Source organism: Variovorax paradoxus, from assembly GCA_016806145.1.
Classification (GTDB): domain Bacteria; phylum Pseudomonadota; class Gammaproteobacteria; order Burkholderiales; family Burkholderiaceae_C; genus Variovorax.
Map to the genome: position 1 here is coordinate 6,133,574 of CP063166.1, position 12,964 is coordinate 6,146,537.

General features: G+C 68.3%; 11 protein-coding genes. 2 read left to right on the forward strand and 9 right to left on the reverse strand.

Going from position 1 to position 12,964, the window contains the following annotated elements; translation table 11 throughout:
* Positions 1-12 precede the first annotated feature (12 nt).
* Genes INQ48_28675 through INQ48_28690 form a run of 4 tightly spaced genes read right to left on the reverse strand, consistent with a single transcriptional unit; the run spans position 13 to position 3,897 of the window.
* Positions 13-1,059 (reverse strand): TRAP transporter substrate-binding protein, encoded by a 1,047-nt coding sequence (locus tag INQ48_28675; protein ID QRF57223.1) that lies wholly within the window; start codon positions 1,057-1,059, stop codon positions 13-15.
* A 12-nt stretch (positions 1,060-1,071) separates the two neighbouring features.
* Positions 1,072-2,385: a TRAP transporter large permease subunit gene (locus INQ48_28680; GenBank protein QRF57224.1), complete on the reverse strand. Its 1,314-nt coding sequence runs from the start codon at positions 2,383-2,385 to the stop codon at positions 1,072-1,074.
* 7 nt (positions 2,386-2,392) lie between these two features.
* Entirely contained in the window at positions 2,393-2,926 is a 534-nt protein-coding gene (locus INQ48_28685) for a TRAP transporter small permease (GenBank protein QRF57225.1), read from the reverse strand.
* A 2-nt stretch (positions 2,927-2,928) separates the two neighbouring features.
* Positions 2,929-3,897 carry a TRAP transporter substrate-binding protein gene (locus INQ48_28690; protein ID QRF57226.1) on the reverse strand — a complete coding sequence of 323 codons (969 nt, stop codon included), beginning with the start codon at positions 3,895-3,897 and terminating at the stop codon, positions 2,929-2,931.
* Positions 3,898-4,271: 374 nt separating this feature from the next.
* On the opposite strand from INQ48_28690, the gene INQ48_28695 reads away from it, so the two are divergent.
* Together INQ48_28695 and INQ48_28700 are read left to right on the forward strand one after the other, a co-directional pair.
* A complete protein-coding gene (locus tag INQ48_28695; GenBank protein QRF57227.1) occupies positions 4,272-7,490 on the forward strand; it encodes a cytochrome P450 in 3,219 nt (1,072 codons plus the stop codon).
* 150 nt (positions 7,491-7,640) lie between these two features.
* Positions 7,641-8,405, forward strand: a complete 765-nt coding sequence (locus INQ48_28700) for a response regulator transcription factor (protein QRF57228.1) — start codon at positions 7,641-7,643, stop codon at positions 8,403-8,405.
* 18 nt (positions 8,406-8,423) lie between these two features.
* On the opposite strand, the gene INQ48_28705 is transcribed toward INQ48_28700, so the two are convergent.
* The 5 genes from INQ48_28705 to INQ48_28725 all read right to left on the reverse strand — a co-directional run bounded on the left by INQ48_28705 (position 8,424) and on the right by INQ48_28725 (position 12,950).
* A complete protein-coding gene (locus INQ48_28705; GenBank protein QRF57229.1) occupies positions 8,424-9,197 on the reverse strand; it encodes an alpha/beta hydrolase in 774 nt (257 codons plus the stop codon).
* Between the two features lie 98 nt (positions 9,198-9,295).
* Positions 9,296-9,931 carry a TetR/AcrR family transcriptional regulator gene (locus INQ48_28710; protein ID QRF57230.1) on the reverse strand — a complete coding sequence of 212 codons (636 nt, stop codon included), beginning with the start codon at positions 9,929-9,931 and terminating at the stop codon, positions 9,296-9,298.
* Between the two features lie 40 nt (positions 9,932-9,971).
* Positions 9,972-10,490, reverse strand: coding sequence for a phasin family protein (locus INQ48_28715; protein ID QRF57231.1), 519 nt, complete (start codon positions 10,488-10,490; stop codon positions 9,972-9,974).
* A gap of 74 nt (positions 10,491-10,564) precedes the next feature.
* The gene (locus INQ48_28720; GenBank protein QRF57232.1) at positions 10,565-11,122 is read right to left on the reverse strand and encodes a hypothetical protein; all 558 of its coding nucleotides are present in this window, start codon (positions 11,120-11,122) and stop codon (positions 10,565-10,567) included.
* A 133-nt stretch (positions 11,123-11,255) separates the two neighbouring features.
* The gene (locus tag INQ48_28725; protein QRF57233.1) at positions 11,256-12,950 is read right to left on the reverse strand and encodes a wax ester/triacylglycerol synthase family O-acyltransferase; all 1,695 of its coding nucleotides are present in this window, start codon (positions 12,948-12,950) and stop codon (positions 11,256-11,258) included.
* Positions 12,951-12,964 lie beyond the last annotated feature (14 nt).

The following is a 12,964-nucleotide window of genomic DNA, read 5'->3' on the forward strand; positions in this document are numbered from 1 at the left end:
CGCATCGCATTCCTACCTGGTGAAGTAGGGGATGAAGATGTCGTTGGCCGACGCGCCCACGCGCTCGATCCACTCTCGTGAGAAGCGCTCCCCGAGGCGCTTGAGATCGCGGCCGAAGAGAAACGATGCCGCCTCGATCTTCATGCCGTTGCGCCGCAGCTCGTTCATCGATCGCGCGGCGGCCGCCTCGCTCGCGGCCCAGCCGCGCGTCTCGGCCGATGCTGCGGCGGCCTGCAGCGCCTGCCGGCTCGAGGCATCCAGCGCGCTCCATGCCTTCGCATGCACGAACACGATGTTCTTCGGGAACCACGCGTTGATCTCGTAGAAGTAGTGCATGGACTGCCATGCGCGGCTTTCCATGGCCGTGACGGCGGAGGTCGGCATGCAGTCGATGCGCCCTTCGGCCAGCGCCTTGTCGAGCTCCGTGGCCGGAACATCGACCGGCACGGCCTCCATCAGCGTCGCGATGCGCGCGGTGGTCGTGTTGTAGGTTCGCATCCGCATGCCGCGCAGGTCGCTCATGCTGGCGAGCGGCCGCACCGACAACAGGCCCTGCGGAGGCCATGCCACGGCATGGAGCACGCGCATGCCGCGCTGCTCGAAGGCACGCTCGATCAACGGCCGTTGAATGCGCCAGAGCCGCAGCGCATCGGCATAGCTGTCGGTGATGAAGGGCACCGAATCCGCGCCGGCGATCGGCATCTCGGCGATGAGGCTGCTCATGATCGTCTCGCCGGCCTCGATCTTTCCGGCCTGCACCGCGGCCCGGATGTCGTTGAGCGCGACGAGGGCGTTCTTCGGGAAGACGTCGATGCGCAACCGGCCTTGCGTCGCGAGTTCGACATCCTTGGCCATCGTCATGAGATTGACGGTGTGGAAATTCTCCGCCGGGTAGCCGGTCGCGAGCCGCCAGACCGTGGCGGCTCGCGCCTGCGGCAAGGCCGCCCCGGCGCAGGCCAGCAAGGCAAAGCCTCGGCGCGTGATCGCGGCGTCGCCAGCACGCAGCCGAGCGGCGTTTGCCGCGGTCGACACATCCTTGGTCGTGAGAGTCCGCTTCATGGTGAGACGGCGCTACCGCTCCACGCCCATGAAGACGTTGGGCAATATCGTCACGATGCTCGGGAACAAGGTGACCAGCGCGATGCACAGCACGAGGCAGAAGAAGAACGGGATCGCCGCCTTGGCGATCACGTTGCTGTCCTTGCCCGTCATGTTCTGCAGCACGAAGAGGTTGAAGCCCACCGGCGGCGTGACCTCGGCGATCTCGACCAGCAGCACGACGAAGATGCCGAACCACACGAGGTCGAAGCCGGCCTTCTGGATCATCGGCAGCACCACCGCGCTGGTCAGCACGATCATCGAGATGCCGTCGAGCGCGGTGCCGAGCACGAGGTAGACGAGCACCAGCACGCTGATCAGCGCATAGGGCGACAGGTGCATGCCGTCGACCCATTCGGCCAGTTCGCGCGGGATGCCGGTGAAGGCCATGGTCTTGGTGAGGAAGGCCGCGCCCGCGAGGATGAACATGATCATGCAGCTGGTGCGCGTGGCACCCATGATCCCGTCGCTGAAGTTCTTCCAGGTCAGGCTGCGGCCCCAGGCCGCGATCGCGAGCGAACCCAATACACCGAAGGCCGCGCATTCGGTGGCCGTGGCCCAGCCCGCGACCAGCACCCAGACGATGAACACGATCAGCAGCGCGCAGGGGATCAGGTTGCCCGAGAGCCGGATCTTCTCGATGAAGGTGGTCGGCGGGTCGGCCGGCGGCACCTTGTCGGGATTGCGCAGGCTCCACCAGCCGATGTAGCCCGAGAACAGCAGCATCAGCAGGAAGCCCGGCAGGAAGCCGGCGAGGAAGATGCGGATGATCGAGACATCGGCCGCGACCGCGTAGACCACCATCGTGATCGAGGGCGGGATCAGGATGCCGAGGGTGCCGGCGGTGGCGAGCGAGCCGATGGCCAGCTTCTCGTTGTAGCCGCGGCGCTTGAGCTCGGGCAGCGCGACCTTGGCGATGGTGGCGCAGGTCGCGGCGGACGAACCCGAGACCGAGCCGAACACGCCGCAGCCGAGGATGGTGGTGTGCATCAGCCGGCCCGGCACGTTGTTGAGCCAGGGCCGCAGGCCGTCGAACATCTGCTCGCTGAGCTTGGTGCGGAACAGGATCTCGCCCATCCAGATGAACAGCGGCAGCGCCGCCAGTTCCCACGAGGCGTTCGACTCCCAGAAGGCCGAGAACAGGTTCTTGCCGGGCAGCGTGTTGGTGAAGAAGGCCTGGCCGATCCAGCCGACGATGGCCAGCGTCATCGCGATCCAGACGCCGCCCGCGAGCAGCACCACCATGATGACGAGCAGCAGGGCGCCGATGAGGAGTGTTTCGATCATGGAAGGCTCAGACTTCGGAAGAAAAATCGCCGGCGGCGTGTCGTTCCTCGACCGCGCGCTGGTAGCTGGGTTTGTGGCCACGCAGCACGCCGACCAGCTCGTCGACCATGGCGATCAGCAGCAGCCAGCAGCCGATCACGAAGGTCGATTGCGGAATCCAGATCGGGATCACGACCAGGCCCGTGGCCATCTCGGCGAACTCGTAGCTCTCCCAGGTGAAGCTGGTGGCCCAGTAGGTGAGGTAGGCCACCGACACCGCCGCGATCAGCAGGCAGGTGACGTCGAGCGCGCGGCGCATCTTCTCGGGCACGGCCTCGAGCAGCAGCGTGACGCGCACGAAGTCGCCGTGGCGGAATGCATGGGCCATCGCGAAGAAGGCCGCGGCCGCGCACAGCCACGCCACCACGTCGTTGAGCCCGCTCACGTGCCAGTTCATCTGTCGGCCCACGCCGGCCACGATCATCAGCACGAAGATCAGGAACACGCAGAACGCACCGAGCGCGCCTGCACCGTCGTACAGGCGATCGAGGAAGCGGCGCACGATCAGTTCTTCTTGTAGGCGTCGACGATCGCGGCGCCATCGGCACCGGCGGCCTTGAGCCAGTCGGCCTGCATGATGCCGCCGACCTGGCGCATGTCGGTGTCGAGCTTGGCCGAGGGCTGGTGGATCTTCATGCCGCGCTCGGCCAGCAGGCGCTTGTACTCGTCGTTCTTCTCGACCGCGACCTTCCAGCCGCGGGCTTCCGCATCGGCCGCGGCCTTGGTCACGGCGGCCTTGGTGGCGGCATCGAGCGCGTCGAAGGACTTGGCGTTGACGAGGATCGCGTTCTTCGGGATCCAGGCCTTGGTGTCGTAGAAGTTCTTCAGGCTCTCGTAGGTCTTGGTGTCGTAGCCGGTGGAGGCCGAACTCATGTAGCTCTCGATCACGCCGGTGGCCATGGCGGCGCTGAGCTCGGCCTGCTGGATCTGCACCGGCTGCGCGCCGATCAGTTCGGCGATCTTGGCGGTGGCCGGGCTGTAGGCGCGCCACTTGATGCCGCGCAGGTCGGCCACCGAGGCCACTTCCTTCTTCGAGTAGATGCCCTGCGGCGCCCACGGCACCACGAACAGCACCTTGATGCCTTGCGCGGCGAGCAGCTTCTCCATCGCGGGCTTGGAAGCGTCGTAGAGCTTCTTCGCCTCGGGGTAGGTGGTGGCCAGGAAGGGCACGCCGTCGAGCGCGTAGATCGGGTTCTCGTTGGCGAAGTTGGCCAGCAGGATCTCGCCGGCCTGGGCCTGGCTGCTCTGCACCGCGCGCTTGATCTCGGGCGCCTTGAACAGCGAGGCGTTCGCATGCACGGTGATCTTGAGCTTGCCGCCGGTGGCGGCCTCCACGTCCTTGGCGAACAGGGCGATGTTCTCGGTGTGGTAGTTGTTGGCCGGGTAGGCCGTGGGCAGGTCCCACTTGGTCTGGGCCAGCGCGGAGGCGGCGAGGCAGGAGAGCGCGAGTGCGGCGAAAGACTGACGGAACATGAACGGGACTCCTCGAGAAAGTGACGTGACCGGTGATGGGTGGAAGCGAAACGGCGGGTCCAGGCCAGTCCCCCGGCCTGCCCCTTCAATGCAAGGCCCATGCCAAATAAATGAACAACTTCTGCGTCGGTTTCTGGCCTTTTGAATTTATTGTTGAACAATTCTCGTGCGTATGCCCAACAATGAGGCGTGATGAAAACCCGAATACGTGCGGGTTCCCGGCCTCGCCATGCGGCGGCCGGCGCCGTCTCGCGCCCTGACATTTGCTAAGGGAAACCCCGTCCTGCCGCCGGGGGAGCCGCTTCGATACTCCAGTGGTCGTCCCCCTCGGCGCGCCCCGCGGCCGTCTCCCGCAGAAGCACAACATCCAGACCATGGCAGGCAAGAACTCGCTCCACCCGATCCCCCATCCCGCCAAGAAGCCCTTCGTGGGCAACCTGCTGTCGATCGGCTCCGACTCCCCGGTGCTGGACATGTGGAAGATCGCCCAGGAGCTCGGCGGCATCTACTGGCTCGACATGCCGGGCATGCCGGTGATCGTGGTGTCGTCGCCCGCGCTGGTCGACGAACTCTGCGAGGAGGCGCGCTTCGACAAGAGCACGCGCGGCGCGCTGCGCCGGCTGCGCGCCGCCTCGCACGGCCTGTTCACCTCCGACACCCACGAGGAGACCTGGTCGAAGCCGCACAACATCCTCTTGGCCAACTTCAGCCAGCGCGCGATGCAGGCCTACCACCCCATGATGCTGGACATCGCGGGGCAGCTCGTGACCAAGTGGGAGCGGCTGAACTTCGACGAGGAGGTCGACGTGGTGCGCGACATGACCGCGCTCACGCTCGACACCATCGGCCTGTGCGGCTTCGGCTACCGCTTCAATTCCTTCTACCGCGAGGGCTTCCATCCCTTCGTCGACGCGATGGTGCGCACGCTCGAGACGGTGCAGAACCGGCGCGGCCTGCCGCTCGAGGAGCTGATGCTCAAGAAGGAGCTGGCGCAGCAGCGCAAGGACATCCGCTACATGCACAAGATGGTGGAGGACATCATCGAGGAGCGGCGCGCGAGCGGTGCCGACATCGCGACCAAGCCCGACCTGCTGAGCTACATGATCGCGGGCGTGGACAAGAAGAGCGGCGAGCAGCTCACCGACAAGATGATCCGCGACGAGTGCATCGAATTCCTCATCGCGGGCCACGAGACCACCAGCGGCCTGCTCTCGTTCGCCATCTACTTCCTGCTGAAGAACCCCGAGGCGCTGGCCAAGGCGCAGGCCGAGGTCGACAACGTGTTCGGGCCCGACACCTCGCTCAAGCCCACCTACGCGCAGGTCAACCGGCTGCAGTACGTGATGCAGGTGCTCAAGGAGTCGCTGCGCATGTTCCCGACCGCGCCCGCGATCTCGATGCGCGCGAAGGAAGACACCCAGATCGGTGGCCAGTACACGATCAAGAAGAACAACATGGTCATCATGCATGCGCTGGCGCTGCATCGCGACAAGGGCATCTGGGGCGAGAACGCCGACCAGTTCGATCCCGACAACTTCAGCCGCGAGGCCGAGCGCGAGCGGCCGGTCAACGCCTTCAAGCCCTTCGGCAACGGCCAGCGCGCGTGCATCGGGCGCCAGTTCGCTCTGCAGGAGGCGGTGCTGACCTTGGGCATGATCCTGCAGCGCTTCAACCTGGTCGACCACACCGGCTACAAGCTCAAGATCAAGGAAGCGCTGACCATCAAGCCCGAGGGCTTCAGGATCAAGGCGCTGCTGCGCGACCCGGCGACGCGCCCGCGCGGCAACATCAACGACGCGGCCGCCGCGCCGGTGCAGCCCGTGCAGCCGGCGGCGCGCAAGCCGCAGGCCGCGCGCCACGGCACCTCGCTGCTGGTGCTGCAGGGCTCCAACCTCGGCACCGCCGAGGACCTCGCGCGCCAGCTCGCCGAGGCCGGCGAGGCACGCGGCTTCTCGACCCAGCTGGCCTCGCTCGACGACTACGCCGAGCGGCTGCCGGCCAACGGCGCGGTGGCCATCGTCTGCGCCTCGTACAACGGCGTGGCGCCCGACAACGCGGCCGAGTTCCACCGCTGGCTCGACAAGGCCGACGACGCGCTCAACGGCGTGCGCTTCAGCGTCTTCGGCTGCGGCAACACCGACTGGGCCGCCACCTACCAGGCGGTGCCGCGGCGCATCGACGAGCGGCTCGAGGCGCTGGGCGCCACGCGCGTGCATCCGCGCGGCGAGGGCGATGCGCGCGAGGACATGGATGGCGCCTTCCAGGACTGGAGCGACGCGCTGTGGCCCGAGCTGGTGAAGGCCTTCGACATCAAGACCGGTGCCGACACGCCCGCGCAGAGCGAGCCGCTCTACACGCTCGAGGAACTGCCGCCGCCGCAGAACAACGCCATCGTCGACGCGCTGGGCGCGGTGGCGCTGCGCGTGATCGAGAACCGCGAGCTGCAGCACGGTGCCGGCGGCGAGGCCGGCCGCTCCACGCGCCACGTCGAGCTGATGCTGCCCGAGGGCCTGGTCTACCGCGCCGGCGACCACCTGAGCGTGGTGCCGCGCAACAGCCCGAGGCAGGTCGAGCGCGCGATGGCGCGCTTCGGCTTCGACCGCACGGCCCACGTGCGGCTGCATGCGATCGCGGGCCGCAAGCCGGCGCTGCCGGTCGAGCAGGTGATCGCGGTCGACCGCCTGCTGGGCGACTATGTCGAGCTGCAGGACGTGGCCACGCGCAAGCAGATCGCCACGCTCGCGGCCTACACCGAATGCCCGTTCACCCGGCCGAAGCTGGTGGCGCTGTCGGGCAGCGACGAGGCCTCGCAGGCGGCCTACAAGGCCGAGGTGCTGCACAAGCGCAAGTCGTTGCTCGACCTGCTCGAGGAGCACCGTGCCTGCCAGGTGCCGTTCGCCGTGTTCCTCGAGATGCTGTCGCCGCTGTCGCCGCGCTACTACTCGATCTCCTCCTCGCCCACGATGACGCCCGGCAAGTGCAGCGTGACGGTGGGCGTGGTCAGCGGTCCGGCGCGGTCGGGCCTGGGCACCTTCGAGGGCGTGTGCTCCAACTTCCTGGCGCGCGCCGAGGCCGGCGACACGGTGCACGGCGTGGTGCGCGAGACCACGGCCGAGGGCTTCCGCCTGCCCGAGGACACGCAGCGTCCGCTGATCATGATCGGCCCCGGCACCGGGCTGGCGCCGTTCCGCGGCTTCCTGCAGGAGCGCGCGGCGCAGGCCGAGGCCGGCACCGCGCTCGGGGAGGCGCTGCTGTTCTTCGGCTGCCGCCATCCCGAGCAGGACTTCATTTACGCCGAGGAGCTCAAGGCCTGGTCGCACCGCGGCCTGATGAAGCTGCACACCGCCTTCTCGCGCGCGGGCGAGCGCAAGGTCTACGTGCAGGACCTGATCCGCGAACAGGCGGCGCAGGTGTGGGCGCTGCTCGAAGCCGGTGCCGTGGTCTACGTCTGCGGCGACGGCTCGCGCATGGAGCCCGACGTGCGGCGCGCGCTGTCCGACATCGCGCGCGAGCACGGCCAGGACAGCGCCGCCTGGATGGACCGGATGATCGCGGACCAGCGCTACGTGCTCGACGTCTGGGCCGGCAACTGAGGCGCCCCTCGCCGCGCGAAAAAAGTTGGAGCAATTGGACTAACTTTCCGCCGGTTCTGGTTTTTCACGCCTAGACCCTCCCGCCGAAGATCGGCCTCTCGCGAGATCCACGGGATCCGCGATCCGATCAACAACCGGGAGGCATGGCGAATGCTCAGGGCAGACGAACCGCTGCGCGCGGCGGTGGTGGACGGCGATGCCGTCCGGGGTGCGGCGCTCGCGCAGCGCATGGCGCGGCGCGGCTACGGCGCGATGCCGTTCCACGGCGCCACCGGCCTGCTCAAGGCATTGCAGGGCGGCTGGCGCTTCGACCTGCTGCTGCTCCATCCCGAGCACGAAACCGCCTGGGCCGACCTCTCGGCCGCCTGCCGGCTGCAACGCATGCCGATGCTGCTGATCGCGGAAGACTCGGCCTGGCGCACGCCGCCCGCGGTCGAGGCGCTGTGCCATGGCCACGGCCTGGTCGACTTCGCGCCGCTGCCGCTGGCCGACCACGAACTCGAATGGCGCCTGCGCGCCCTGCTGTCGCGCTCGCGCACGCCGGCGCGGCCGAGCGCCGAAGCGCAGGAGCTGGTCTGCGGCGACTACCGCCTGCTCGCGCACGAACGGCTGGTGCTGCGGCGCGGGCGCGAGGTGCGCCTCGATCCGCGCGAGTTCGACCTCGCGCTGATGCTGTTCCGCCACCTGGGCCAGTTGCTGACGCGCGAATTCCTCTGGATCGCGCTGTGGAAGCGGCCGCCGCACGAGGGCGCCCGCGCGCTCAACATCGCCGCGGCCAGCGTGCGCAAGAAGCTCGCGCTGCAGGAGGACGGCGGACTGGTGCTGCGCGCCGCCTACGGGCGCGGCTACATGCTGCAGGAAGTGCGCTCGCAGGCCGAGTTCGCCTGCGAGCCGGCCGGCTACGCCGAGGCCTGAAGGCTCCGGCGGCGGACCTCAGTTCGCGCGGTCGGGATCGGGATAGACCAGCGGCCCCAGCAGGCCGCGGTTGAAGGGCTTCCAGCCGCCCTCGGGCTGCGACAGCCGGTCGGCCAGCGCATAGAGCACCGCGGGGTGCGCGCCCAGGCCCAGGTGGCTCGCGATGACCTCGATGTTCTCGGACTTCGGCCCGGTCTTCTCGATGCTGCAGCGCCAGGCCACGACGCCGTCGGTGCGGCTGAAAATCGAGGTGGTGGGCACCGAGGGCGTGGGCTGCACGAACTTCATGCGGCGCGGGTCATGCGAGCTCTGGCCGCTCACGCCTTCGTAGACGCGCCAGGCATTGGTGGCACGCGGGCTGCCCGAGAACGGGCTGCCCAGCGTGATCACGCCGCGCACGAGATCGGGATGCGCCGATGCCAGCAGCCGCGCATACACGCCGCCCAGGCTCCAGCCGACGAGGCTGACCTTCTGGCCGCTGTCGTCGTGCAGCTTGCGCAGCAGCGTGACCATGCCGTCCTCCACGCCTTCGCGCGGACCGAAGTTGCGGCCCAGGCCCCAGCCGTGCGCGTCGTAGCCGCGGCTCGCGAGGTAGCGGCGCAGCACCAGCGTGGAGGCATCGCCGGCCACCAGGCCCGGCAGCACCAGCACCGGATGGCCGTCGCCGCGCGGCGTGAGCTGCAGCAACGGCCACATGGCGAGGCCCGCGCCGGTTTCCCAGAGCGCGCGGCCTTCGGCCAGCAGCAGCAGGCGCGAGGGCGGCGAGATGTGTTCACGGGTGGCGGTGGTCATGTGCGGGTCCTTTCTTGCGTGTCTCTGCGCTTCTGTTGGTTCTTCGTTGCCAGTCTGGGGTTCCGCCGCGCGGCCCACCCGTCGGACGGTGTCGTCTGTTATCCGAGGTATTTGGCCCTCAGGTAATCGAGGTAAGCCCTCGATTCGCCCGAAACATACGGCGAAACCAGGGTCAGCGTGTAGAAGGCCGCCAATCCCGGATCGGCCTGCGCCACCGCGTCGCGGCCCGGCACCAGGCGCTCGAACGACAGCCAGCAGGTGGTGGTGAACACCATCTGCAGCGCCAGGATGCGCGCCTGCTCGGCACTCGTCTCGATCACGCCCGAGGCCACCAGCCCTTCGCACAGCGCCTGGGCCGCCAGCAGGTTCTGCGCGGTCAGGGCCTGCGCGCGCTGACCGAGCACCGGGTACTCGCTCGCCAGGAAGGCCATGTCGCGGTAGATGAAGCGGTACTCGTTGATCGCCTCGAAGCGCAGGTGCAGCGCGAGCCACAGGTCGTCGATGGCCGCGATGCCGGCCGAGGAGCCGTTGAGCGATTCGAGCCGCTGCTCGAAGCGCCGGAACAGCCACTCCACGATCAGCTGCTTGGCCTTGAAGTGGTAGTGCAGGTTGCCCGGGCTCATGCCGAGCTCGGCCGCGATCTTGTGGGTGGACACCGCCGCGAGCCCCTGCGCGTTGAACAGCGCGAGGCTGGTCAGCAGGATGCGGTCGCGCGTGGTGTTGGAGCCGGCCACTGGCGGATCTTGCGGGTCGTGCGGGTCGTGCCGGGATCGATCAGCGCTTGCCGCCGCGCGCGGCCTGCTCGAGGCGGTCGAGCCGCTCGGCGAGCGCGGCGATCTGCGACTGCAGCGCCTGCACCTCCTCGGCCGTGGGCATGCCCAGGCGCTGCAGCGCGGTGGCCACGCGCTGGTCGAACACGTCCTCGAACTTGCGGATGCCGAAGCTGTCGAGGCCCGGGAAGCCGCGCGTCAGCACGGCCTTGGCGCCGCTCGCTTCCTCGCCGCCCTTGCCGCCGATGCCCAGCAGGCCCTCGATCACGTTGGTGACGCTGGCCTGTCGCTTGGCGACGTCGTTGCGCACGTTGTCGAGCGCCTTGAGGCCGGCACGCAGCAGGCCTTCGCCGGAGGACGCGGGCTTGGTGCCCGTGCCCGCCTTGCTGCTCTTTGCCTTGGCGGCGCTGCGCTTGCGCGGCGCCGCGGTCTTCTTCGCGGGGGTGGTCCTGGCGCCGGCGGTCTTCTTCGCGGGCGTCGCCTTCTTCTTCAGTTCTGCGGGTTCATCGCGGCGGGTCGCCATGCATCGCTCCAGGGGAACTCGGTACCTTCGACGGTACCGCAAAAGAAAAAGGCGCCCGAAGGCGCCTGCGGAACTCAGGCCGCCTTGCGGGCGGCAGCGCGGCGAACCGGCTTCTTGACCGCGGCGGCCTTGGCCTTCACGGTGCGCACGGGCTTGGCTTCCTCGGTGCCCGCGACGCGGACTTCGATCTGCCTGGCACCGGCGGCGATGCGGTCGGCGATCTGCACCGACACGGTCGCGAAGGGCTGGTTCACGGCCGACAGCGCGTTGATCACCGAGGTGGCGACCGGCGACTCGACCTGGGCCACGCGATGGGCAACCGATTCGATGCCGCTGGTGGTGCCGGTGGCGACACGGTCCATCACCGAGACGATGCGGCCGGTGTCGATCTCGAGGCGGTTGGCCAGGAAGCCGTTGACCTTGGCTTGCGCGCCGATCAGGTTGGCCTTGATCTTGTCGTTCACCAGCGGCAGCTCGCGCTGGCCGATGAAGTCGCTGTAGCGCGAAGCGGCGCCGTCGAGCAGGCGCTGCACGCCGGTGCGGTAGGCACCGACCAGGGTCTTGCCGGCGTCGTTGTACTGGCCGATGACGTGGACGGCGGCGGAAGCGATGGAGGTTTGCGAGGTGGACATGGGTTGTTCCTGGAAGTTGATCGGTCGCGGGATTCGCGATGGGGTGATCTTCTTCCCAAGGGCCTAGGCCTGAAAAACTAGAAGCGTCGGAAAACTAGTCCAACTGCCCCAATTTTTCGGGCCCGGGCGGTTCTCAAGCGGCGGCGGCCGCGGCGCGTGGCGCGCTCTTGCGCGCGGGGGCCTTTCGGGCGGGGGTCTTTGCGGTGGGCTTCGCAGCGGGCTTCGGGGCGGCCTTGGCGGCGGTCTTGGCCGCCGCCTTCTTCGCGGGCGCCTTCTTGGCTGCCGGCGTCTTCTTCGCCGCGGCCTTGCGCGCCGGAGCCTTCTTCGCGGCCGCCTTGACCACGGGTTCCGCATCGGCGGGCGCCTCGACGACGGCCGCGGGCTTCGGCGCCGGTGCACCGGCCACCGACGGATGCTTCTGCGTCAGCTCCATCAGCAGCTTGTGCTCGGCCAGCAGGTAGTCGCCGATCTCGGTGATGTCGGGCACGGCGCGGCGGCAGGCGATCAGGCCGTAGTCCATGCGGCCGTTGTAGCTCTGCACCGTGACGTTGAGCGCGGTGCCGTGGCTCGCGATCGACACCGGGTAGTAGCAGGTGACCAGCGCGCCCGCGAAGTACATCGGGAACGGCGCGCCCGCCACGTTGGAGATCGCCACGTTGGCGGCCGGCGGCAGCATGTTGACCAGGCCCGAGCGGCCCACCATCGAGGCGATGCCCGACACCAGCCAGGGCGCGGCGAAGGTCGGGAAGTCGTCGAGGATCACGGCCTTGAAGCGGTTCATGGTCGACTTCGAGGAGGTCGACGAGGCATTGATGGCCTTGAGCCGCTGCAGCGGATCGGTGATGTCGGTGGCCAGGCTCACGAGGATCATGCTGGCCTGGTTGTTGGCCGTGTCGTCGCCGGCCTCGCGCAGGCTCACGGGCACGCCCGCCACCAGCGGCTTGGCCGGCAGCTCGTTGTTGTCGGCCAGGTAGTGGCGCAGCGCGCCGGCCACGGTGGCCATCACCACGTCGTTGAGCGACACGCCGAAGTGCTTGGCGATGTACTTGGTCTCGGCCAGCGAGATGGTGCGGCCCGCGAAGGTGCGCTGGTTGGTGATCGAGACGTTGAGCGAGGTGCGCGGCGCGAACAGATTGAACTTCTTCGGCGCCGTGGTCGTGAGCTTCTCGGCCGCCTTCTCGTCGGGCTTGGCCAGCCCGCTGATGGCACGCACGATGGCCGGCGCCATCTTGAACAGCTTGACGTACTGCTGCGCCGTGTTGCGCAGCGCGGCGCTCGCGAGTTCGGCCATGCCGAGCTGGTAGCCGCTGTTGCGCGGGCGCGAGCGCGGCGGCTTCACCACGCGGCCCGTGGCCTCGAGGTCGAAGATGGCCTTGCCCACTTCCACGCCGGCCTGGCCGTCGATGCCCGCGTGGTGCACCTTGGTGTAGAGCGCGACCTGGCCGCTCTTCAGGCCGTCGATGATGTAGAACTCCCACATCGGCCGGCTGCGGTCGATCAGCGAGGAGTGCAGCCGCGCGACGTACTGCTGCAACTGGCGATTGGTGCCGGGCCGCGGCAGCGAGATGTGGCGCACGTGGTAGTCGAGGTCGATGTCGTCGTCCTCCACCCACACCGGGTTGGTCATGTCGAAGGGCATCAGCGCGAGCTTGCGCGTGAACACGTCGGCCAGGTGGATGCGGCTGGCCATGAACTGCTTCGCGTCCTCGTAGAAGTCGCCCTTGTAGCCCTTGGGCAGGTCGAGCACGTTGAGCGAGCCCACGTGCATCGGCATCTCCGGCGTTTCCAGATGCAGGAAGGTGGCATCGAGACCGCTCAGGTGTTTCATGTGTTGTGTCTCCT

Coding starts and splice junctions, on each gene's coding strand:
- INQ48_28675 (QRF57223.1), bottom strand. CDS start 1,059: ATGAAGCGGACTCTCACGACCAAGGATGTGTCGACCGCGGCAAACGCC.
- INQ48_28680 (QRF57224.1), bottom strand. CDS start 2,385: ATGATCGAAACACTCCTCATCGGCGCCCTGCTGCTCGTCATCATGGTG.
- INQ48_28690 (QRF57226.1), bottom strand. CDS start 3,897: ATGTTCCGTCAGTCTTTCGCCGCACTCGCGCTCTCCTGCCTCGCCGCC.
- INQ48_28695 (QRF57227.1), top strand. CDS start 4,272: ATGGCAGGCAAGAACTCGCTCCACCCGATCCCCCATCCCGCCAAGAAG.
- INQ48_28700 (QRF57228.1), top strand. CDS start 7,641: ATGCTCAGGGCAGACGAACCGCTGCGCGCGGCGGTGGTGGACGGCGAT.
- INQ48_28705 (QRF57229.1), bottom strand. CDS start 9,197: ATGACCACCGCCACCCGTGAACACATCTCGCCGCCCTCGCGCCTGCTG.
- INQ48_28715 (QRF57231.1), bottom strand. CDS start 10,490: ATGGCGACCCGCCGCGATGAACCCGCAGAACTGAAGAAGAAGGCGACG.
- INQ48_28720 (QRF57232.1), bottom strand. CDS start 11,122: ATGTCCACCTCGCAAACCTCCATCGCTTCCGCCGCCGTCCACGTCATC.
- INQ48_28725 (QRF57233.1), bottom strand. CDS start 12,950: ATGAAACACCTGAGCGGTCTCGATGCCACCTTCCTGCATCTGGAAACG.